The organism is Cohnella sp. CFH 77786 (assembly GCF_019400745.1).
GTDB lineage: Bacteria > Bacillota > Bacilli > Paenibacillales > Paenibacillaceae > Cohnella.
In genome coordinates, this window is sequence record NZ_WJIB01000003.1 from 157,990 (window position 1) to 178,866 (window position 20,877).

The window sequence follows — 20,877 nt, forward strand, 5'->3', positions numbered from 1 at the left end:
CAGATTTATCGAAAATACTGCTTTCATGAATTTTCTATATGATTATTCATACAGAATTGAACGTGCCGAATCATGGAAAGTGTTCGAGGAACGTTACTGGATAAGGCACGCCTGAGTCTAACCGGGTATGGCCCCGACAAAACGAGCTGCTTATCATAGTTGGGTGTTAATGCGTGTTGAATGCGAATGGGTAAGCGGTAGTTTTTTTCGCACTTTCTCAATTGACTTTCGGACTTCCCCGATGAGATAATGTACGCGCGTACATTTGGAAGGACAACATTACGGAACGGAATGATCCGATGACCACACGCAAAGAGGTGGCCGAGCTCGCCGGCGTGTCCGAGGCGACCGTATCCCGGGTGCTGAACGGAGTCGGTCCGATCAAGGAATCGACCCGGCGGCGGGTCATGGAAGCGGCGCAGCGGCTGGGCTACCACCTGAACGCGGTCGCTTCGAGCTTCGCCCGGGGCCGGAGCGGCAACCTCGGCGTCGTCCTGCCGCATGTGCCCAAGGTCCACTTGTTCTCGACGTATTACTTCTCCGAAATCCTGAGCGGCATCGGGGAAGCGGTGCACGGGCGAGGGTACGGCTTGCTGCTGCTGTTCCGGAACCCGGCCGAGCCGTACGACTACGTGTCGCTGTTCCGGACGCTTCGGATCGATGCCGGCATCGTCCTCGGAGCCAGCTCCTTGCCGTCGGAGATGGCGGGAATCCGGCAGATGTCGGAGGCGAACCTCCCCTGCTGCGTCATGGATCAGCATTTCGCCGACATCCGCATCGGCACGGTCGCCGCCGACCATGTGGAGGGCGCCTACCGGGCGGTGAGGCATTTGCTCGGCAGGGGGTATCGGCGAATCGGGTTCCTCAACGGTTCCCCGCAATATTCCAACAGCGCCGACCGGTTGGCAGGTTACCGCAAGGCGCTGAAGGAAGCGGGCATCGAGCCGGACGATTCCTTGCTCTATGCCGGGAACTACAGCTGGACGAGCGGGAATAAGGCGGCGGCTGCGGTATTTGCCGATCTGGGCCGGCTGGACGCCTTGTTCGTGGCGAACGACCGGATGGCGATCGGCCTGATCCAAGGCTTGCGGGATCAGGGCTGCTCGTTGCCGGACGATCTGCCGATCGTCGCTTACGACGATTCGGACGCCGCGCGGATGAGCGAGCCCCCTCTGACGACGGTGCGCGTGCCGTTCTACGAAATGGGCAAGCTGGCGGCGGAGCGGGTGCTGGACCTCGCAGCGCCGTCTTCCGGCGGAGACGGCGCGTTTTTCGAGGACATGCTGCGGCCCGAGCTGGTGGTGCGAAGATCTTGCGGAACGCCGAAGGAGGTTTAGGACATGAAGAAAGCGCTAATCGTATGGGGCGGCTGGGACGGCCATCAGCCGAAAGAGGTCGCGGCCCATTTCCGGGACATCCTGGAGCGGGAACGGTTCGAGGTGGAAGTGTCGGACACCCTGCAGGCATTCGCGGATGCCGGCAAGCTGAAGGCGCTCGACCTGATCGTCCCGATCTGGACGATGGGCAAAATCGAGCAGGAGCTCGTGAACAACGTATCGGAAGCGGTGCAGGGAGGCGTCGGTCTCGCCGGCTGCCATGGCGGCATGTGCGACGCGTTCCGCGAGAACGTGGACTGGCAGTTCATGACCGGCGGCCAATGGGTGGCTCACCCGGGCAACGACGGCGTAGAGTACGTAGTGAACATCGCGAACAGCACCAGTCCGCTGGTGGACGGCATCGAAGACTTCGCCGTGAAGAGCGAGCAGTACTACATGCATATCGATCCTGCGGTCGAGGTGCTCGCGACGACGCGTTTCCCGGTCGTGCCGGGACCGCATTCGCTGAACAAAGCCGTCGACATGCCGGTCGTGTGGACGAAGCGGTGGGGGATCGGCAGGGTCTATTACAATTCCCTCGGCCATCAGGCGGACATCGTCCGGATGCCCGAGGTGTCGGAGCTCATGAGGCGCGGATTCCTCTGGGCCGCGCAAGGCAAGCCGCAATCATCCGCTCAATGAAGGCAAGCCTAGATACGCCAACTTGGCACGAGTATACGCGATTACGCACAAGAGGAGACAGAGAAGCATGGAAAAGCTGAAAGTAGGCATTATCGGAACCGGCAACATCAGCGGCATTTATTTTCAGAACGGCAAACGCTTCGAATCGATGGAAGTGGTCGCCTGCGCGGACATCGACGTCGAGCGGGCGAAGGCGAAAGCCGCCGAGCACGGGGTGCGCGGCTGCTCGGTGGAGGAGTTGCTTGCCGACCCGGACATCCAAATGGTGATCAACCTGACGATTCCGCAGGCCCATGCCTCCGTGTGCATGAAGGCGCTCGAAGCGGGCAAGCACGTCTACGTGGAGAAGCCCCTGTCCGTCACCCGCGAGGAAGGCAAGCAGCTGCTCGAGCTCGCCGACCGCAAAGGGCTGCGCGTCGGCTGCGCCCCGGACACGTTCCTCGGAGCCGGCATCCAGACAAGCGTGAAGTTGATCGAAGACGGCTGGATCGGCACGCCGATCGGCGCGACGGCCTTCATGATCAGCGGAGGTCCCGAGAGCTGGCATCCGTCGCCGGAGTTCTTCTACCAAATCGGCGGCGGCCCGATGTTCGATATGGGTCCCTACTATTTGACCGCCATGGTCGCGATGCTGGGACCGATCACCCGGGTGACGGGTTCGGCGCGCATTTCCCATCCCGAACGCACGATCACGAGCCAGCCCAAATTCGGGCAAGTCATGAAAGTGGAGACGCCGACCCATATCGCGGGCGTCATCGACTTCGCTTCCGGCCCGATCGGGACGCTGCTCACGACCTTCGACGTGCCGGGCGGCTCCACGCTTCCCCGGATCGAAGTCTACGGCAGCCAGGGTACGCTGTCGGTCCCAGACCCCAACACCTTCGGCGGTCCGGTCAAGGTGTATCGCGCGGGCTCCCGCGAATGGTCGGAAATTCCGCTCACGCACGGCAAAGCCGAGAACGCCCGCGGCGTCGGGGCGGCGGATATGGCCAAAGCCATCCTCACCGGGCGCAAGCACCGCGCCAGCGGCGCCATGGCCTACCATGTGCTGGAGGCGATGCACGGCTTCCATGACGCGGCCGCGCAAGGCGCGCATTACGTCATGAAGAGCACCTGCGACAAGCCGGCTCCGCTGCCGCTCGGCCTGCACGACCACGCGCTGGATTGAGTCATTTCAAATCAGGAAAGCTCCTCTCTTGCCGGACAGGCAGGGAAGGAGCTTTTGCTATCTTACCGAAAGTTCATGTTCGCGATTAACCTCGAATCGTATCTTGTGAACAAAGGAAGGGTATCCATCGGGGCATCGCACTTCATCAGGACTCCTCCCTCCAGGATTCGTCCCGTATGCGCTTCTTTCCAAACAACCCCTGAGGGCAAGTAGACGGTTCTTTCTCTTGCACCTTCATACAAGATGGGAGCGACGAGCAAATCCGGGCCGAACATGTATTCGTCCTCGACGTTCCATGATTCGCTGTCGTGCGGGAAGTCGTAGAAAAGCGGACGCATGGGAGGGGTTCCCTTTTCATGTGCGGCCTTCATGATTTCGGCAATATACGGGCGAAGCCGCTCGCGGATGAACAAGTATTTCTTGAAAATCCGGTACGCTTCTTCTCCGTAGCTCCAAAGCTCATTGCCTGCGCCGCTGTCCATCAAACCGCCTCCTTTGTCGCTGAGAGGCGGGGAATGAGGCTCGCGATAACCATGCATCCGTAAAACCGGACAGAACGTGCTGTACTGGAACCAGCGAATGATGACCTCGCGATAGGCGGGATCGTTCGGATTGCCTCCTTGGAACCCCCCGGTATCGGTCGTCCACCAGGGAATGCCGGCCAATCCCATGTTCAAGCCCGCCTGCAGTTGATTCCTGAGCGCGGCGAAGCTCGGATCAATATCTCCCGACCAGACAAGGGCCCCGTAACGCTGGCTGCCGGCCCAGGCGCACCGGAGCAGATTGATCACCTGATTCTGACCCGCTTCCGTCATGCCGTCGAAGAACGTCTTGGCGTACATGGCGGGATATAGATTTCCAATCTGCACGTTCGGCCCGATATGATAACGATAATTATCGAAATCGTACACCGTGTATTCCGGCTCCGCCAAGTCCAGCCAAAAGATCCGGATCCCCAGATCGTAGTAGTTTCTTTTGGCAACCTTCCACACGAACTCGCGCGTTCCGGGATTCGTCGGATCGAAGAAAACCATATCCCCCATAAACTCCATGGTGATCCGAACACCCCGTTCCGTTCTAACGAGATATCCCTTTTGCAGCATCGCCGGGTAATTTTCGCTGGTCTTATCGACGGTAGGCCAGAAAGAAACCATCAGTTCGATACCCATTTCTTTCAATTCGCGCACCATGGCGGCGGGGTCTGGCCAATAATCAGGATCGAATTTCCACTCGCCCTGCTTCGTCCAGTGAAAGAAATCGACGACGATCACCGAGAGAGGAAGCCCTCTCCGCTTATATTCGCGCGCTACGTTCAGCAGCTCCTCTTGCGTCCGATACCGGTATTTGCTTTGCCAGAGCCCCATCGCGTAATCCGGCATCATCGGAACCGTTCCCGTTGCCCTTGCATAAGCCTCCAGGATCCGAGCCGGCGTATCCCCGGCGGTAATCCAATAGTCTAACTGCTTCGTGTACGGGGCATGCCACTCCGTGATATTTTTCCCGAATGTCACATGGCCGATAGCCGGATTGTTCCACAGAAAGCCGTAGCCCAAGCTGGAGAGAGCGAAGGGAACGCTGGCCTGCGAATTGCGTTGTGCCAGCTCCAGCCGGCAGTTTTTCAAATTCAAATGGGGCTGCTGATATTGCCCCATCCCATAAATCTTTTCCTCCGGAACGGACTCGAAACGCATGGTCAATTGATAATCGCCGCCAAGTATCGGCTTGAATTCACGGGGTTCGATGTTGAGCGCGCTTTTGAAGGCTTGCGTTTCTTTCCTGTTCCGGACGTATTCTTGGAGCAGAACGGCCCCGTCCCGGTTATAAAAAGTAATCTTGCCGTCCGTGGAGATCCCCGCGCTAATATTTCCATTTTGAATGAAGGCGGTTTGTCCCACGATGCTGATTTGGGCGTCGCATGGTTGGGGTAACAGCGCCCAATCTTCCTCCATCATGGTTGATCGATGGGTTGCACGCACGCGCAGGCTATCGATGCCCCATGGCTCCAGCCACAGCTGTTCCGAGTCGTATTGGCGAATCAGACGAGTTCCTTCTACCCGAAAAGAACTCTCCATTGCCATCCCTCCGTTCGCTTCCTGCTCTCGCCTACCAGCCGGCGCACCGGCAATCATTTCATCCTATTTCGCGATCATGATTCCAATGCCTCGCGAGAGGACGTCCCATCCGCTGATCGGGCCCGGCGGCTTGGAATGAAAAAACGCGCGATCCGAGGTCGCGCGTCAGCAGGGTAAGCCCGGTGAATCCGGCTTTTCCTTATAGAGGCAAGGGGATTAACCGACGATTTCTTGAATCCGCAGGGAATCCGTTTTGCTCAGATCGATGAATTCCTCTTCCACGGCAATCAGCGGTTCAGTCGGATAGTTCGGGTTGACGAGCAGGATCTTGCCTCCGCGACCGTCGGACAGGATCACGTCGCTGCCGATTTGCGCGGCCATGAGCCCGTTCAGGAACGTCAGGCCGATTGCGGAGTCGAAGCGGCCCCGGATGATCCCCCCGTGGATCTCTCGGACGACTTGGTAGAAAGGGATCGCCGCCCGATAGGGCCGGTCGGAGGTCATGGCCACGTACGCGTCGGCCAAAGCCACGATTTTGGCGAGGCGGTCGATTTCGCCGCCTTTCAGCCCGCGCGGATATCCGCTGCCGTCCTCCCGTTCGTGATGCTGCAGCGCGACCGAGGCGACCCGCGGGTCCACCCCGGATTCCAGCAAGAGCCGGTGTCCCATGACGGTATGTTCTTTCATGATTTCGAATTCGCTCGGCTGGTACCGGTCCGGCTTGCTGAGCAAGTAGGAGGGGAGCTTCACCGAGCCGATGTCGTACAAGCTGGCGGCCGTCGTGAGCAGGGACAGCTCCTGTTCTTCCAACCGGAGCCATTTGCCCAGCATGGCGGACATGACGACGACTCCGATGGTCTGCTTGTACCGGTAATCCCCCATCGATTTGAGATCCGCGAACAGCTGGAACAGGTTCCGCTTGCGGGCGGCTTCCATGATGACCGGGAGCACTTTATCCTCCAGCTCCGCCACGGGAACCGTACCGTTCGCCTGTACGAAATGCTCGACGTCTTGCAGACGGGCGCCCGTCTTGCGGACGAGCTCCTTTGCATCCGCCGGTGCGGCTTGCGGTTCCGGCTCCGGTTCCGTTTCCGCTTCCTGCTTTCCGGATTCGGGCGAGACCGGTTCGGCATGGATGTCCGCGAGATCGATTTTGAACTTCCGCATCTTCTCGACTTGGCTCTCCGAAAGAAGCGTACCTTCCGGAACGAGCAACAGGCCATGGGCGTCCGTGAGGTGGTGGAGCAAGCGTTTTCCAATGAGATCTTCGTATTTGTCGTACAGCATGGCAACCTCCCCGGGATGGATCCTGACGCGTGGCAACCGACGAAGCGCGGACAAGGGGAAGCGTTATCTTTCCGACCGCCGGACGGTAACAAAAAAACATCCAACCTTCATAAGGAAAGATAGGATGTTCCGTCGGTTCAAGAAGTAGGCGTTCCTATGCTTCGGCAACCCAGCCGCCATGAGGCGCGAGCCTGTTAGGCCTGCAGTTTTGCGTCCTTACCTTTCGATAAGTTTGCCTTTATCGCAGTCGGACAGATTATAAGGGATTTCACGGCCGAAGTCCAGACACATCTTGGAAAAAGGAAGAGACGCTGGTCAGCAGCACGGAACTGTGCTATTCTATCGGGTGACAACCGAAGAAGAAAATCCAGCAGCGCCGCTCGGCGGGCCGGGAGAGGTTCGCGAACTCCCTCTATAAAAAACTAAGATACGGTCGCATGTTTTCCATCGCGGGGCGTTTTTGCTCGGCATGGGACGTGCGTATCTTGTTTTGGCTGCGGCCAAGTTTCAGCGAATCTCTTTCTTCTTTCTCGTCAGCGGCGCGAACGCCGCGAGAAACAAGGAGGAGATTTTTTGATGTCCCATGCCGGACGCAACGCGGAAGAAATGAAGGACCTCACGCTTCTGGGCAACCAGGGAACGAAGTACCCGTTCCAGTACGCTCCGGAAGTGCTCGAGACGTTCGATAACAAGCACCCGTACCGGGATTACTTCGTGAAATTCAACTGTCCCGAGTTCACCAGCCTGTGCCCGATCACCGGGCAGCCCGATTTCGCCACGATCTACATTTCCTACATTCCGGACGCGAAAATGGTGGAGAGCAAATCCCTGAAGCTGTATCTGTTCAGCTTCCGCAACCACGGGGATTTCCACGAGGATTGCATGAACGTGATCATGAACGACCTGATCAAGCTGATGAATCCCCGCTACATCGAGGTGTGGGGCAAATTCACGCCGCGCGGCGGCATCTCGATCGACCCCTATTGCAACTGGGGCCGGCCCGGCACGAAATACGAGGCGATGGCCGAGCACCGTCTGATGAATCACGATATGTATCCGGAGAAAGTGGACAACCGGTGAAGGAGACGAGCGGATGATGAAAACGGTACTGCTGTTCCTGTATTTGCTGGCGATCGTGCTCGCGAACGTCATTACGGCAAGCAACGATCCCGTGTTATGGGGCAAGCTGATCATCCCGGCCGGCTCCTTCCTCATCGGGGCTACGTTTATCCTGCGGGATCTGGTGCAGAACGCGATCGGGCGCGCTTATACCTATATCGCGATCGGGGCGGCCATGCTCTTGTCGGCGGTCACGTCGTACTTGCTCGGCGACACGCTGTGGATTACGGCTGCTTCCGCGCTGTCCTTCCTCTGCTCGGAGACGGCCGATACGGAAATCTACAGCCGGCTGCGGCTCCCGATGGCGCTGCGGGTCCTGTACAGCGGCGTCGTCGGCGGGGTGCTGGACAGCGCTCTCTTCGTCGTGATCGGCCTGTCGCCGATCGGCGCCGGATTCCTGCCGTGGAATCTGGTCGGCTACGCGATCGCGGGTCAGATCGTGGTCAAGATCGCCATGCAATGCGCCGGCGCTCTGGTCGTTCAGCTGGTGCCGAGAACCCGCCGCACAGCCTAAACTTACAAAAGGATGACTCCAAGTCAAAACGACTTCTTCGTCCTCCGGGAACGGAGAATGAGTTTTTATCGATTCAAGAACAGGCGTGAACTTATCCATTCAGAAGGATGAACGAAAGCCTTCCCCGCACCGTCGTGAAGAAAAACGTTGAAAATCGCGGCGGTATCCTTCAAACTTAAAGCTTGTACAATACATTATTCGGATTTCCGCCTGCGATTGGAGATTGTAAGCGACTTGATGAACAAACGTTGGACGAATTATTTGGGACTCGTACTCGTTGCAGCACTCTGGGGGGCCAATTTCGGCGTGTCGAGAAAGGCGATGGAGACGTTCGATCCGATCCTGTTCGCTTTCTTGCGCTTCGGATTGGCCGTTCCGTTTTTCTTCTTGTTCGTCCGGATGCGGGAAGGAAGCGTCGGCATCCCGTGGCGGGCGGCGCTCCAGCTTGCGGGCATCGGGCTTGTCGGCGTCACCGCGCTGGAAATCGCCGTCATGTACTCGATCAAGTATACGACGCTGGCCAACGCGTCGCTGCTGAACGTAGCGCCGTGGCCGATCTTCGCCGCGCTGTTCGCTCCTCTCTTCCTGCGCGAGAAAATCACTTCCCGCCTTCTGTGGGGAGGGGCGGCCGCGATCGCCGGCGTCAGCTTCGTCATACTCGGAGGCGCGGACGGATTCAGCCTGTCTTCCGAGCATTTGATCGGCGATCTGCTGGCTTTCGGCGTCAGCGTGATCGGCGGGCTGTACAACGTCGTGTGCATGCCGCTGATGGCGCGCTATTCCGCGCTGCGCATCAGCGCGTGGTTCATTCTGTTCGGCGCGGCCTTCATGTTTCCGTTTACGCTCGGGTCTTGGAGCAAGGTGGATTGGACGGGGCTGTCGGCATCTCATTATTCCGCGATCGGTTACAACGTGCTGATCTGCACCGTCTTCTCCTTCGTCGTCTGGAACGCCTGCATGTATCGGGTCGGCGCGGCCCGGTCGAACTTTTTCCGGTACGTGGTGCCGGCTTCCGCCGTCGCCGCCGGGTATTTGTTTTTCGGCGAAACGGTTTCCGGCTGGCAGCTGGCCGGCACGGTGCTGATGGCCGCGGGGCTCATCTGGATCAGTCTGGAACGGGCAAAACCGGCTCCTCATCCCAAGGGCCAACCGGAAATCTCCGGCTGACCCGATCCCGCGCAAAAGCCTTCTTCCGATCCTCGTAATCGGGAGAAGGCTTTTTCCGATGAAGAACGATACGTTTGCATTCAGGAGTTCGAACGCCCTTGGTTCCAACGCAGCTGCTGCAGTTGCCGCAACGATCTACTAACCTGATTTCATCCTTCTGACGGTGCTGCGAAGCGGCAGGGTTGTCTGCCTATATGAAATTTCAAACAGAATCGTGGTGCCTGATGATGGAAAGCGTTCAATGAACGTGCCACTACCCCAGGATGGGATAGCGGCGACGGAATTGCCCGATGAATCTTGCAATGGAGCCAGGACGGAGTTCTGACGTGGAAACTGGTACAAATCGAGCTGGAGAATCTGGACGGGAGATCAATCGGATAGCGGTTGACATGCGGTACTATGCGAATTGTTCAACCGAGGTTTTTTGATCAGGTCTTCGGCTTGTCGAACGTGTGGACGAGGGTCCATTGCTCGCCGCCGTCGGACGTGACGTACATGCGCGAAGGCTCCTGCTCGTCGGTCGTGATCCACCATACGTGCTTGGCATCGGCCGCGGCGAGCTGCTGCGGACCGTACCCGGGGAACTCCGCTTCCAAATTGATCCAGGATTTTCCGCCGTCGGTCGTTTTGCCCAGCGTGTTGCCATTGTCGCACGCCATGCATTGGCCGCCCATGAACGCGACCTTCGGATTCACGACATAGAGAGTACCCGGCGAAGCTCCCTTGTTCCGAGGGACCTTCTTCTCGTCCATGGCAAACCCGGGAGCGGGCCCCGAGCCGGCGCCGGAATGGGCGAGGACCGGCTGCCAGCTCTTGCCCCCGTCCATCGTATGGAACAGGGAATACGAGGTCTGACTCATGCCGGAATCGCCGATCAGCTCCACCCAAGCGTCATCCTTGCCCGCGGAGCGGATGACCGCGTTCGTCGGCAGCACCTCCGAGCCCCGGGTGAACACCGCCGGCCACGTTTTCCCGCCGTCCGTCGTCCGGCGGATCGAGAAGCCGCGGTGCCCATTCGTTACCGCCCAGCCGTTCTTGGCATCGTGAAAGTAGACGTCCCCCACCGTCTTCTCGGGCGCCGGAAGCGCGGTCCACGTCTTACCGCCGTCGGTCGTATACGCGCTGCCGCTGAACGCTTCGTTCTCCGAGACGAAATGGAAGAACGAGAAGTTCGGGACCGTTCCCGCGTCTTTCCACCGCTTGCCCCCGTCCGTCGTCCGGATCAGCTTCGTGCCCCGCTTGTCCCCGAGATCCAAACTCGTCCACGCCCGGTCGGCGTCCAAAGCGAATATTTGCAATACGAGATAAGGGGGCCGCAATTGCACGTTCCAGTGCTTGCCGCCGTCCGTCGTGCGCGCGATCCATCCGTCTCCGCCCGCCCATCCGGTCTGGGGGTCGGCCAGCCGCACCGCCGTGACTTTGCCTGTCGCCTGATCTCCCGCATCCGGATACGTGGAAACGGAAGGCGGATTCACGGGGGTGGGCAAAGACGGGGACGTTTCCGTCGGAGCAGCGGATGGCGATGCGGCAGGAGCCGGCGAAGCCTCGGCGGGGGGTGCCGTACTTGCGGGCGATGTTGCGGGACTCGCGCCGCCGCCAACTCCCGAACAACCGATCACAGCCAGCAGAAGAGCCGCACTAAGCAGGAAGCCTCCGAATCCGCGTCGTCTTTTTGGGGTCATGCTGCCATCTCCTTTTTTGCGAGTACCTGTTAGACGATAGGGTGCTCGTTAAAGTTGAATCCTAGCATTTCCCAATTGTCCCTTGACTTTGCATGAGTAATGTTCTATGGTTAGTTACATGAGTAATTAACCGATGTGGTGGTGAAGCAATGACTTTCCCGATGGATGACAGCCGCCCGATTTTCATGCAGATCGCGGAGCGGATCGAGGACGACATCATCGAAGGAGCGCTTCCGGAAGAGTCTCAGGTTCCCTCCACGAACCAGTTCGCGGCGCTCTACCGGATCAATCCGGCGACGGCGGCCAAAGGCGTCAACCTGCTCGTGGATGAGGGCATTTTGTATAAGAAGAGAGGGATCGGCATGTTCGTGAAAACGGGCGCGCGCGAGGAGCTGCGGGAGAAGAGGAAGGGGCAGTTTTACGAGCAATACGTGGTGACGATGGTCCGTGAAGCGGCGAAGCTGGGCATCACGGCCGAACAGCTGATCGAAATGATCCGGAAAGGGGATAAGGCCCGATGAGCGTTGTCGTATCCGCGAAGGGGTTAACCAAAACCTACGGGAGCTTCAAGGCGGTAGACGACGTCAGCTTCTCGCTCGAAGAGAACCGCATTTACGGGCTTCTCGGGCGGAACGGCGCCGGCAAAACCACGATCATGCACTTGCTTACCGCGCAGTTGTTTCCGACGGGCGGGGAATTGAAGGTATTCGGGGAAGAGCCGTACGAGAATAACCGGGTGCTGAGCAGACTGTGCTTCATCAAGGAAAGCCAGAAATATCCGGAAACGTTCCGAATCCGTGACGTTCTGGAGACGGCGGGGACGTTCTTTCCGAACTGGGACCGGGAATACGCGTTGGCGCTGTCGGAACAGTTCCGGCTTCCGTTGAAGCGCAAGATGAAAAAGCTGTCGCGCGGCATGCTTTCTTCCGTCGGCATCGTCATCGGGCTTGCGAGCCGCGCTCCGCTTACCATTTTCGACGAGCCGTACATCGGCCTGGACGCCGTGGCCCGGTCGCTGTTCTATGACCGGTTGCTGGAGGACTACGCGGAGCATCCGCGAACGGTTATCCTGTCCTCCCACCTGATCGACGAGGTCAGCGGGATGCTCGAGCACGTGCTGCTCATCGACAACGGCCGCCTGCTGCTGGACGAAGACGCGGATGCCCTTCGGGGAGGCGCTTATTCCGTGGCCGGAACCGGCGCCAGGGTCGAGGAGTTCGCCCGGGGGCGCCGCGTGATCCGCCGGGATTCGTTCGGCTCGCTCGCTTCGGCGACGGTCATGGGCACCTTGGACGGGGAAGCCCGCGGACACGCGGACTCCTTGGGACTTGAAACCGCGGCCGTATCGCTGCAGCAATTGATCGTCCATTTGACCGGAGGAACATCCGAACGGAAGGAGGCGGGCGGCCGATGAACCGCGTCGCTGGCGTCGTGCGCATGCATGGGAGAGACAAATGGACATGGCTTTATCTTCCCTGGGCCATCTGCTTGGTTAATTTCGCCGCTACCTTGATTCTTGGCGTCTTCATAGGCGAGCCTGACCGTTTCAATACGGGAGGGGTTTTCTCTATCTTCGTCTATGTGTTCATCTCGGGAATGATCACGCTGAAGCAAACGTTCCCGTTCGCGCTAGGCATGGGCATCCGCCGGGCGGATTACTTCCTGGGCACGTCGGCGATGAGCGTGTTCGTCAGCGCGATCACGGCCGCCTTGCTTATTCTGCTCTCCGCGGCGGAAGCGCGTTGGACGGACGGTTGGGGCATTCGGCTGCATTATTTCCATTTGCCCTTCTTCCACGAGGGACCCGAATGGCAGCAAACCGTTACGTTTTTCCTGTTGCTGCAGTCCCTATTTTTTGCCGGTTTCATCATCGCCAGCATCCACCGGAGATTCGGACGCGCGGGAATGTATGTGTTTTTCTCCCTTCTCTTTCTGATTTTCGCCTTTACGCCGCTGCTCCTCTCCTATTATGATCGATGGGACGACATCGGACGGTGGGTACAGGCGAACATCCGCTCCCTGAACGATTTGGCGCCTTGGATGGTGCCGCTGATCGGACTCTGCGGGCTCGGATCCTACGCCATGCTCCGCAGATCGACCGTCTGAAAGGCGGATAAAGGAGAGTCGTAAGGAAATGGTTTTCGAGAAGGCGTATGCGGGCATCGATCTGGGCGGTACCAAAATGCTGGCGGTGATTGCGGATGCGCAGGGAAAGGTGCTTGCTTCGGAAGAACAGCCGACGCTCGCGGACGAAGGCGCGGAGAGCGTCATGTCGAGAATGGCCGGCATGGTGAGGCGCCTGATCGCGCTAGGCGGCAGGCAAGTTTCAGGTTTGGGCGTAGCCACCGCCGGAACGCTGGATCCCGAGGACGGTACGGTCCGGTACGCCGGCAACCTGGGATGGACGCAGGTTCCGCTCGGGCGGACCCTGGAACGCGAATTGGGACTGAAGGTCACGGTGGAGAACGACGCCAATGCCGCCGCTTACGGAGAGTGGAAAGCCGGTGCGGGTCGAGGAACGAGGAATTGCGTTTTCGTCACCGTCTCGACCGGCATCGGGGGCGGCATCGTGGAGGGCGGCAGGCTGATCCGCGGATGGACGGCGAGCGCGGGAGAGATCGGACACCTCACGATCGATTGGAACGGACCCGCGTGCGGATGCGGCAACGTCGGCTGCCTCGAGCTGTACGCTTCCGGCACGGCGATCGGCAAAGCCGGAGCCGCGGCCGCAGCGGCGGATCCAGCCGCGGGGCGCGCAATGCTGGACCTCGCGGGAGGCGACGCGGCGCGCATCACGTCCCGCGAGGTCGCGGCCGCCGCGGAGGGCGGAAACCCGCTGGCGCTGAAGCTGCTGCGGAACGCGGGACGCGCGCTCGGCGCCGGATTGGCCAGCGTGGTCCATTTGGCCAATCCGGAGCTGATCGTCTTGGGGGGCGGCGCCTCCAAGATCGGGGCCCCTCTGCTGGGCCCGATGGAAGAAGAGTTCCGCCGCCGCGTCATTCCGTCGCTCGGCGAGAAGGTCCGTATCGTACCGCCCGAGCTTGGGGTGCCGGCGGGCGCGATTGGCGCGGCTCTGATGGCGGAATAGCAAGAATATGCAGTAAGGAAGCTCTCAAGCCCAGGACCGGCTTGGAGCTTTCTTGTTCTTATGGGAAGGGGGGCTTCGCCATTATAGGCGATTGATCTCTCGGCACCGGCTGTTCCGAGAGAAGGGGAATGGACTTCCGGAACCAAGTCACCCCCGCGAGTCCGTGAATGACGACTATGGGCTCGCCATGGCCATCTCGGACGCGCTGCCGCTCGCCTTGTTCATCCGCAAGCAGCCGAAACGCGCGGGCGCCAAGCGGCGACAGCCGCGGTGTAACCGGCCTGACGAAAGAATCCGAATGCGGGAGAACCGCATGGGAAATTCATCCTTCCGGTACGAAAATCAGCCGGAAAACAGCGGGTTTTTGCCTTGACGGGGGAGGAAATGGCTTCTACACTGAGGGACATATGTGAGGAGGGACACCTTTGCCATCGATCGCGGATTCCCGCAAAACCGTGCTGGCCACGGCCGCCGTAATCCCCGTGCTGCTCGCCGTCAGTCTCGTGCACCTGCTCAACGACTCCATGCAGGCCGTCGTGCCCGCCATGTTTACCATTTTGGAAGAGTCGCTGCATTTGTCCTACACCCAGGTTGGATGGATTCTGTTCGCGCTGAACATGACTTCCTCCGTCATGCAGCCCGTCGTCGGCTCCTACACCGACAAGCGTTCGTCCCCGTATATGCTCCCGGTCGGCATGGGGCTTAGCCTGCTCGGCATGCTCGGCATCGCGTATGCTCCGAACTTCTGGTACGTGCTGCTCTCCGTCGTTTTCATCGGGCTCGGCTCCGCGATCTTCCATCCGGAAGGCTCCCGGATCGTCTATCTGGCCGCCGGAGGACGACGCGGCTTCGCCCAGTCGGTCTATCAGGTCGGGGGGAACGCGGGAAGCTCTCTGGCTCCGCTGATGACCGTTTATATTTTCGCGCCGCTCGGACAGATCGGGGCGGTCTGGGGGACGGTGCTGGCTGGACTCGCGATCGCCGTCTTGCTGGCGCTTGCGCCTTGGTACAGGCGTCAGCTGAAAGCGTGGGAGGAAATTCGGGAGCAACGCCGCGCCGCCGCCGCGATTACGGGGTCGACGTTGGCACCGGAGGCCAGCCATCCCCGCGTGAAGTTCGCCATGGGACTGCTCATATTCCTCGTTTTCGCGAGGTCCTGGTATCACGCTTCGATCAGCAGCTTCTATCAATTTTTCCTGAAGAAGGATTACGGATTGACGACGGAGCAGGCGCAGATTCCGCTGTTCCTCTTTCTCGCGGCGGGCGTGCTGGGCACGTTCTTCGGGGGCGTGCTGTCCGATCGATTCGGCATGAAGAACACGATCGTATTCTCGATCGTCGGCGGCGCACCGCTCGCGTTGATTCTCCCTTACCTGCCGCTCGTCTGGATTTATCCCGTCATCGCCGTTCTCGGATTCATCATTCTGTCCGGGTTTTCCGTGACGGTCGTGTACGCGCAGCATCTGATGCCGTCCAAAGTCGGCATGGCTTCCGGTTTGACAACGGGGCTGGCGTTCGGCATGGGCGCGATCGGAGCCGTGGCCCTCGGCAAAGCGTCGGACGTCTTCGGTTTGACGGAGGTCATGCGGGTCTGCAGCGCGCTGCCCGTCGTGGGACTGCTGTCGCTGCTGCTCCCTTCGGACCGGGAGGGGCAGCGCGCGAAATCCTGATTGTCCTTCTTGCGTACCCTCGTAAAAAGAAACCTCTTTCCGAATGATATGGACAGGTACCTAATCCTGCACCGTTAACATCAAGAGGAGGCTTCTTATGAAGTTTGTGAAAACGAAATCCGTTTCGAAATGGATCATGACGAGTGTGTTGGGCGGCGCATTGACGATGGGGTTCGGCGCGGCAAGCGCGTTTGCCGATGACGGCGTTACGTTCGCGCCCGCGACCGGCTCCGCGGAAACCGCCGCGACCGATGCGGGAGCAGCCGTGACGGCTCCCCCCGTTGCAGCCGAACAAAGCCCGGAATCCTGGATGACTCCGAGCGAATTCATCGCCTTTCTGAAAACGGTCGTTCAAAAAATCGAGATCACGCTGACCGTTGACGATGCCGATCGAGCCAAACTTCTAACCGCCATCACGCAAGAGCGGATTCGGGAATCCGACGAAATGCTGGCCGAAGGGAAAACGGAGCAAGCGGCGGAAGCGCTGCAGAAGGCGCTCTCCGACCACGAGCTGGCCATTGAAATCACGGTTCGGGGCGAAGATGCCAAAGGCGAGGACTCGGAATCGGATCAAAAGGAACTTACGGAACAGTACCGGCACAATATCGAGGCGTTAACCAAGGCTCTGGAGAAGGTCAAAAATCCGACGGCGAAAGCCGCGATCGCGCGCAACATCGCCAAAACCAAAGCCAAGCTGTCCGCCAAGCTCGGATTGCCGGCGGAGGTCGCGGTTTCCGCGGTTCCGGCTTCGCAGCCTTCGGCCGATGCGGAGTCCGCGCACCAAGAAGCCGTGCATGAAGCTGAGCATGAAGTCGAATTTGAAGCGGAACATGAAGGCGATGATCATGAAGATGCGGATCATGATGATGCCGATCATGAAGATGCGGATCATCAAGATGCAGATCATCAAGATGCGGATCATGAAGGCGGCGATCATAAACATGCCGATAAAGAAGCTGCCAAAGAACTTCGCGAGAAAATCAAGGAAGAGCGAAAGGCGGCGCATGAGAAGGGGAAAGAGGAACGCGAATCTTCTCACGGGCATGGCCGGAAGAATCATTGATGGCCGCCAAAGAAGCTAAGAAGCTGCCGAGCAGCTTCTTTTTTTAGTGAAACTATAAATCCGCCATCCTTTGCTGAATCACCTCCGATCAAACGTCTATCCGTGAGTAAAGGACGGCGTAGCCGTTTACTTGACATGTTAGAATTTATAAGTTTCCAGAGAGTGGTTTTGAGGAAGCGAGAGGGGAGCCGTTTTCGGTATTGGCGCTCCCGTTCTTGTTCTGCTCGTCTTTCTGCGAAATCCCCGACTGCGGGCGCTGTAGTGACCTCCGGAGACGTTATTTTTGCGAAATCCCCGACTGCGGGCGCCGTAGTGACTTCCGGAGACGTTATTTTTGCGAAATCCCCGACTACGAGCGCAGTAGTGACTTCCGGAGGCGTTATTTTTGCGAAATCCCCGACTACGAGCGCAGTAGTGACTTCCGGAGACATTATTTTTGCGAAATCCCCGACTACGGGCGCCGTAGTGACTTCCGGAGACGTTATTTTTGCGAAATCCCCGACTACGAGCGCAGTAGTGACTTCCGGAGACGTTATTTTTGCGAAATCCCCGACTACGAGCGCTGTAGTGACTTCCGGAGACGTTATTTTTGCGAAATCCCCGACTACGAGCGCTGTAGTGACCTTAGTGACTTCCGGAGACGTTATTTCTGCGAAACCCTTAGGTGTGCTGTAGGTATAATTGAGGAAGCAGAGCCGCGTAAGCGGTCTTTCTTGTTTCATTCCGCGTTTACAAGTTTCACGCCCATTCCATGTCCGAATGATCATCGATCATAACGACCTTCTCAATTCCTGAGGACGTCGACGCCGTTCATGATGACCGAATCGCGTCACCCCCAACCGTTAGATTTTCAAAAGCAGGCATTTCCCTGCAATAACCACTGTGGAAACCGTTGCAAGGTTATGTTATCGAATCGGATTCACGTTATCCTAGATGGTCGGTAAGTACGAAATCCGTTGTTTTTCATTTTGCCAAACATTCAGTGGATCTTCAGCGGAGGCTAATCCCCATTTAAGCCTGGGCGACCATAATGTACCTTGTAATGCCATTTAAACAAGCAGGAGGTCGTGAAATGAAAAAAGCGGTAAAAGCGATCGGGATGACGGCGGCACTGGCGGTAATGATTCCGTTCAGCGCCTATGCGGCAACGACAACGAGCGGCAGCGATACATCCGCGCAGTCGAGTGCGGCCCAAACGGATAAGGCGCCGCCGGCAAGAGAATTCCATATCGGCAAGGGGGCCGTGGACCAAACGGTGCTCGACCTGCTGAAGCTGGATCAAGCCACCTTGAAAACGAAGCTTTCCGAAGGCAAGACGCTAGCGGAAATCGCCGCCGAGCAAGGCGTTTCGCGGGACGCGCTGAAGCAAGCGCTGACGGATGCGTTCAATAAGAAGCTGGAGGAACAGAAGCAGGAATTCTCCGCCAATCTCGACAACATGATCGACGCGAAGGGGAATGCGTTCCCCGATAGGGGATTTGGGGGAATGAAGGGCTTCGCGGCGCGCGACCTGACCTCGGCGGCCACGATTCTCGGGCTGTCCGAGACGGACCTGAAAACGGCGCTTCAATCCGGCAAGTCGCTGGCGGACTTGGCGAAGGAGAAGAACGTGGACGTGCAGAAGCTGATCGACGCCCAGAAGGAAGCCATCACGGCCGCGATCAACCAAGCGGTGAAGAATGGCAAACTGACCCAGGCTCAAGCCGATAAGCAGCTTGCGAAAGTAGCGACATTGGCCGAGAAAATCGTCAACTCGGCCGGTTTTCCTGGCGGCCACGGCGGCCACGGCGACCATGGCGGCCATAGCGGCCACGGCGGCAAGTGGCGCTAATGGGCCGATGCCCTGAACATAGGATTTGAAAGGAAAAAGCGGCTGCTCAGGCCGCTTTTTCCTTTCGTCGCCGCACTCCCCCGAATTGAGGCCCTCCAACCCCCGAATCAAGGCGGAGTAAAGGAACAAAATGCCTCAACTCGCGTCGAAACCCCGAACCGAGCGCGGAGTAAAGAAAATGCCTTAACTCTTCTCGAAACCCCGAATCAAGGCGGAGTAAAGGAACAAAATGCCTCAACTCGCGTCGAAACCCCGAACCGAGCGCGGAATAAAGAAAATGCCTTAACTCTCCTCGAAACCCCGAACCGAGCGCGGAGTAAAGGAACAAAATGCCTTAACTCTCCTCGAAACCCTGAATCGAGGCGGAGTAAAGGAACAAAATGCCGTAACTCGCGTCGAAACCCATCGCAAGCCGCTAGTCGGTCTAGCGACGTATCCGTCGCGTTCGCGATGCTGCTGATCTTTCTCTTCCGGGTGCCGATCGAGAAGATGAAGTGACGGCGGCCTATTCGAGCCGGGACAGCTCCAGCCGCCGCTTCTCCCGTCCCGGCAGCTGGGAGAGAAAGACGCGGAGGTCCGGATATTCCTCCAGATTCAGCGAGTAGTACACCCATTGTCCGCGCTTCGTTTCCCGGATCAGTCCCGCGCTTCTTAGCTTGCGCAGATGCTGGCTTGTATTCGGCTGGCTGGCGCGCAGCAGGGCGGTGATTTCCGTCACGCTCAAGACCTTCTCCTGGAGCAGCGCCAGAATCGCCAGGCGCATCGGTTCTCCGAGCAGCTTAAGCAGCTCGGCCATCTCCCTCAGCTCGTCTACGGTGCCTTCCTCGTTCATCCTCCATGTCCTCCTCATTCGCCGTTGCCGCCGGTCAAGCGGGCACTTCATTTCGACATATGATTACATAATTATACATGACATCAACCATTTGCGCCGCATAAGAAAAGCCGCCGAAGCCGGCGGCAGCAAGGGCAACGCTTCAAGCAGCTTTCAATCGGTCGAAAAATCCCGCGATGGCCATCTGCGCCGCGCCGAGCATCGCCGAGCTTTCGCCCAGCTCCGCGAACAGCAGCTGGACGTTCCGGAGATGGAACCCGAGCGACCGCTGCACGACCGTGCGGCGGAGGGTGGCTTCGATCCAGGGTCGGGCCTGACTGATCCGGTTGCCGATGATGACCGCGTCCGGATTGAACACATTCACGATGTTCGCGATGCCGATGCCGAGGTATTCGCCGGTCTCTTCGAACAGGGAGAGCACGTCTTCCCGGCCGGCCGAAGCCGCTGCCAACATTCCCTCCAGATTCTCGAAGCCCCGGCCGGAGGCTTTGTCGAGCAGCGCCCGTTCGGAAGCGTACATCTCCCAGCACCCCCGGTTGCCGCAGGCGCAAGGTTTGCCGAACGCTTCGACCGACAGATGCCCCATTTCGCCGGAAAAACCCGAGGCGCCTTTGTAAAGCATTTTATGCAAAATAAGCCCCGTGCCGATCCCGATCCCTACGCTGACGTACACGAGGTTGGCGATGCTGCGGCCGGCCCCGAAGATTTGCTCGCCCAGCGCCCCGGCGTTGGCTTCGTTGTCGATCGTGACGGGTACCCCGTACCTCTCGGACAGCTGCCGTTTCAGAGGTACGTCGCGCCACTGCAGGTTGGGAGCGAACAGGACCGTCCCGGACTCGTCCACGAGACCGGGCACGCCGACGCCGATCCCCACGATGCCGTACGAGGAAGCGGGGGCTTGCTCGATCAATCCGTCGATGCAGCGGCCGATTTCCTCCAGTACCGAATCGGGTTCGTGCCGTTTTAAGGTCAGATTGGCTTCCGCGACGACGCCGCCCTGAAGATCGGCGAGCACCCCGCGGATGTAGTTGACGCCAAGATCGACCCCTACCGCGTAACCGGCGGAGGCGACGAATTCCAGCATCACGGGTTTGCGCCCGCCGCTCGAGACGCCCGTCCCGATTTCGCGAACGACCGAACCTTCGATCAAGTCCTGCACGAGGCTCGAAACCGTCGCTTTGTTCAGGCCCGTCCGTTCGGAAATCTGCGCCCGCGAGAGCGGGGCCCCGCGCAAAATCGACTCCAGCACGATCGCCGTGTTGATCCTTTTGATGAGTGCCTGATCTCCGGTGGGGGTGGTCGTCATCTAAGCCTGCAAGCTCCTTCTCGAAAATAGGATGTTCCCATCATACCACAAACGGGTGTC

General features: G+C 58.9%; 18 protein-coding genes and 2 riboswitches. Of the genes, 13 read left to right on the forward strand and 5 right to left on the reverse strand.

Annotated features, from left to right (window positions below; genetic code table 11):
* Nucleotides 1-299: 299 nt before the first annotated feature.
* The 3 genes from GE107_RS05895 (at nucleotide 300) to GE107_RS05905 (ending at nucleotide 3,186) form a co-directional block, all read left to right on the forward strand.
* On the forward strand, nucleotides 300-1,337 hold the full coding sequence (locus tag GE107_RS05895) for a LacI family DNA-binding transcriptional regulator (RefSeq protein ID WP_219638748.1): 1,038 nt from the start codon (nucleotides 300-302) through the stop codon (nucleotides 1,335-1,337).
* A 3-nt stretch (nucleotides 1,338-1,340) separates the two neighbouring features.
* A complete protein-coding gene (locus tag GE107_RS05900) occupies nucleotides 1,341-2,018 on the forward strand; it encodes a ThuA domain-containing protein (RefSeq protein ID WP_219638749.1) in 678 nt (225 codons plus the stop codon).
* Nucleotides 2,019-2,085: 67 nt separating this feature from the next.
* Nucleotides 2,086-3,186 carry a Gfo/Idh/MocA family protein gene (locus tag GE107_RS05905; RefSeq protein WP_219638750.1) on the forward strand — a complete coding sequence of 367 codons (1,101 nt, stop codon included), beginning with the start codon at nucleotides 2,086-2,088 and terminating at the stop codon, nucleotides 3,184-3,186.
* Nucleotides 3,187-3,248: 62 nt separating this feature from the next.
* Here GE107_RS05905 and GE107_RS05910 read toward each other — a convergent pair whose 3' ends face one another.
* Together GE107_RS05910 and GE107_RS05915 are read right to left on the reverse strand one after the other, a co-directional pair.
* Nucleotides 3,249-5,258: a glycoside hydrolase family 31 protein gene (locus GE107_RS05910; RefSeq protein WP_219638751.1), complete on the reverse strand. Its 2,010-nt coding sequence runs from the start codon at nucleotides 5,256-5,258 to the stop codon at nucleotides 3,249-3,251.
* A gap of 216 nt (nucleotides 5,259-5,474) precedes the next feature.
* Nucleotides 5,475-6,545 carry an HD-GYP domain-containing protein gene (locus GE107_RS05915; protein WP_219638752.1) on the reverse strand — a complete coding sequence of 357 codons (1,071 nt, stop codon included), beginning with the start codon at nucleotides 6,543-6,545 and terminating at the stop codon, nucleotides 5,475-5,477.
* Nucleotides 6,546-6,705: 160 nt separating this feature from the next.
* Nucleotides 6,706-6,792, reverse strand: a riboswitch (cyclic di-GMP riboswitch).
* A gap of 141 nt (nucleotides 6,793-6,933) precedes the next feature.
* Nucleotides 6,934-6,977, forward strand: a riboswitch (PreQ1 riboswitch).
* Nucleotides 6,978-7,121: 144 nt separating this feature from the next.
* Here GE107_RS05915 and queF point away from each other — a divergent pair.
* The 3 genes from queF to GE107_RS05930 all read left to right on the forward strand — a co-directional run bounded on the left by queF (nucleotide 7,122) and on the right by GE107_RS05930 (nucleotide 9,345).
* A complete protein-coding gene (gene queF, locus GE107_RS05920; RefSeq protein ID WP_219638753.1) occupies nucleotides 7,122-7,625 on the forward strand; it encodes a preQ(1) synthase in 504 nt (167 codons plus the stop codon).
* Between the two features lie 13 nt (nucleotides 7,626-7,638).
* A complete protein-coding gene (locus tag GE107_RS05925) occupies nucleotides 7,639-8,178 on the forward strand; it encodes a VUT family protein (protein ID WP_370636276.1) in 540 nt (179 codons plus the stop codon).
* A 237-nt stretch (nucleotides 8,179-8,415) separates the two neighbouring features.
* Complete coding sequence (locus GE107_RS05930) at nucleotides 8,416-9,345, forward strand: DMT family transporter (RefSeq protein WP_219638754.1); 930 nt, start codon at nucleotides 8,416-8,418, stop codon at nucleotides 9,343-9,345.
* Between the two features lie 428 nt (nucleotides 9,346-9,773).
* On the opposite strand, the gene GE107_RS05935 is transcribed toward GE107_RS05930, so the two are convergent.
* Nucleotides 9,774-11,027 carry a WD40/YVTN/BNR-like repeat-containing protein gene (locus GE107_RS05935; protein WP_219638755.1) on the reverse strand — a complete coding sequence of 418 codons (1,254 nt, stop codon included), beginning with the start codon at nucleotides 11,025-11,027 and terminating at the stop codon, nucleotides 9,774-9,776.
* A gap of 149 nt (nucleotides 11,028-11,176) precedes the next feature.
* Between GE107_RS05935 and GE107_RS05940 the strand changes: the two genes are divergently transcribed.
* The 7 genes from GE107_RS05940 (at nucleotide 11,177) to GE107_RS05970 (ending at nucleotide 18,679) form a co-directional block, all read left to right on the forward strand.
* On the forward strand, nucleotides 11,177-11,548 hold the full coding sequence (locus tag GE107_RS05940) for a GntR family transcriptional regulator (protein ID WP_219638756.1): 372 nt from the start codon (nucleotides 11,177-11,179) through the stop codon (nucleotides 11,546-11,548).
* Nucleotides 11,545-12,441: an ABC transporter ATP-binding protein gene (locus GE107_RS05945; protein WP_219638757.1), complete on the forward strand. Its 897-nt coding sequence runs from the start codon at nucleotides 11,545-11,547 to the stop codon at nucleotides 12,439-12,441. Before GE107_RS05940 ends, GE107_RS05945 begins: the two co-directional genes overlap by 4 nt.
* Complete coding sequence (locus GE107_RS05950; RefSeq protein WP_219638758.1) at nucleotides 12,438-13,133, forward strand: hypothetical protein; 696 nt, start codon at nucleotides 12,438-12,440, stop codon at nucleotides 13,131-13,133. Before GE107_RS05945 ends, GE107_RS05950 begins: the two co-directional genes overlap by 4 nt.
* Before the next feature lie 28 nt (nucleotides 13,134-13,161).
* A complete protein-coding gene (locus GE107_RS05955; protein ID WP_219638759.1) occupies nucleotides 13,162-14,115 on the forward strand; it encodes an ROK family protein in 954 nt (317 codons plus the stop codon).
* A 425-nt stretch (nucleotides 14,116-14,540) separates the two neighbouring features.
* Nucleotides 14,541-15,785, forward strand: coding sequence for an MFS transporter (locus tag GE107_RS05960; protein WP_255570252.1), 1,245 nt, complete (start codon nucleotides 14,541-14,543; stop codon nucleotides 15,783-15,785).
* A 97-nt stretch (nucleotides 15,786-15,882) separates the two neighbouring features.
* Nucleotides 15,883-16,848, forward strand: coding sequence for a DUF5667 domain-containing protein (locus GE107_RS05965; RefSeq protein ID WP_219638760.1), 966 nt, complete (start codon nucleotides 15,883-15,885; stop codon nucleotides 16,846-16,848).
* Between the two features lie 1,072 nt (nucleotides 16,849-17,920).
* The gene (locus tag GE107_RS05970; RefSeq protein WP_219638761.1) at nucleotides 17,921-18,679 is read left to right on the forward strand and encodes a hypothetical protein; all 759 of its coding nucleotides are present in this window, start codon (nucleotides 17,921-17,923) and stop codon (nucleotides 18,677-18,679) included.
* Nucleotides 18,680-19,184: 505 nt separating this feature from the next.
* Here GE107_RS05970 and GE107_RS05975 read toward each other — a convergent pair.
* Both GE107_RS05975 and GE107_RS05980 read right to left on the reverse strand, forming a co-directional pair.
* Nucleotides 19,185-19,511: an ArsR/SmtB family transcription factor gene (locus GE107_RS05975; RefSeq protein WP_219638762.1), complete on the reverse strand. Its 327-nt coding sequence runs from the start codon at nucleotides 19,509-19,511 to the stop codon at nucleotides 19,185-19,187.
* 142 nt (nucleotides 19,512-19,653) lie between these two features.
* Nucleotides 19,654-20,817: an ROK family transcriptional regulator gene (locus GE107_RS05980; RefSeq protein WP_219638763.1), complete on the reverse strand. Its 1,164-nt coding sequence runs from the start codon at nucleotides 20,815-20,817 to the stop codon at nucleotides 19,654-19,656.
* Nucleotides 20,818-20,877 lie beyond the last annotated feature (60 nt).

What these genes read in the sequence shown, in the direction of transcription:
- GE107_RS05905 (WP_219638750.1), top strand. Translation starts at nt 2,086, where the DNA reads ATGGAAAAGCTGAAAGTAGGCATTATCGGAACCGGCAACATCAGCGGC.
- GE107_RS05945 (WP_219638757.1), top strand. Translation starts at nt 11,545, where the DNA reads ATGAGCGTTGTCGTATCCGCGAAGGGGTTAACCAAAACCTACGGGAGC.
- GE107_RS05925 (WP_370636276.1), top strand. Translation starts at nt 7,639, where the DNA reads ATGATGAAAACGGTACTGCTGTTCCTGTATTTGCTGGCGATCGTGCTC.
- queF (WP_219638753.1), top strand. Translation starts at nt 7,122, where the DNA reads ATGTCCCATGCCGGACGCAACGCGGAAGAAATGAAGGACCTCACGCTT.
- GE107_RS05940 (WP_219638756.1), top strand. Translation starts at nt 11,177, where the DNA reads ATGACTTTCCCGATGGATGACAGCCGCCCGATTTTCATGCAGATCGCG.
- GE107_RS05915 (WP_219638752.1), bottom strand. Translation starts at nt 6,545, where the DNA reads ATGCTGTACGACAAATACGAAGATCTCATTGGAAAACGCTTGCTCCAC.
- GE107_RS05900 (WP_219638749.1), top strand. Translation starts at nt 1,341, where the DNA reads ATGAAGAAAGCGCTAATCGTATGGGGCGGCTGGGACGGCCATCAGCCG.
- GE107_RS05930 (WP_219638754.1), top strand. Translation starts at nt 8,416, where the DNA reads ATGAACAAACGTTGGACGAATTATTTGGGACTCGTACTCGTTGCAGCA.
- GE107_RS05950 (WP_219638758.1), top strand. Translation starts at nt 12,438, where the DNA reads ATGAACCGCGTCGCTGGCGTCGTGCGCATGCATGGGAGAGACAAATGG.
- GE107_RS05975 (WP_219638762.1), bottom strand. Translation starts at nt 19,511, where the DNA reads ATGAACGAGGAAGGCACCGTAGACGAGCTGAGGGAGATGGCCGAGCTG.
- GE107_RS05965 (WP_219638760.1), top strand. Translation starts at nt 15,883, where the DNA reads ATGAAGTTTGTGAAAACGAAATCCGTTTCGAAATGGATCATGACGAGT.
- GE107_RS05910 (WP_219638751.1), bottom strand. Translation starts at nt 5,258, where the DNA reads ATGGAGAGTTCTTTTCGGGTAGAAGGAACTCGTCTGATTCGCCAATAC.
- GE107_RS05980 (WP_219638763.1), bottom strand. Translation starts at nt 20,817, where the DNA reads ATGACGACCACCCCCACCGGAGATCAGGCACTCATCAAAAGGATCAAC.
- GE107_RS05970 (WP_219638761.1), top strand. Translation starts at nt 17,921, where the DNA reads ATGAAAAAAGCGGTAAAAGCGATCGGGATGACGGCGGCACTGGCGGTA.
- GE107_RS05935 (WP_219638755.1), bottom strand. Translation starts at nt 11,027, where the DNA reads ATGACCCCAAAAAGACGACGCGGATTCGGAGGCTTCCTGCTTAGTGCG.
- GE107_RS05895 (WP_219638748.1), top strand. Translation starts at nt 300, where the DNA reads ATGACCACACGCAAAGAGGTGGCCGAGCTCGCCGGCGTGTCCGAGGCG.
- GE107_RS05955 (WP_219638759.1), top strand. Translation starts at nt 13,162, where the DNA reads ATGGTTTTCGAGAAGGCGTATGCGGGCATCGATCTGGGCGGTACCAAA.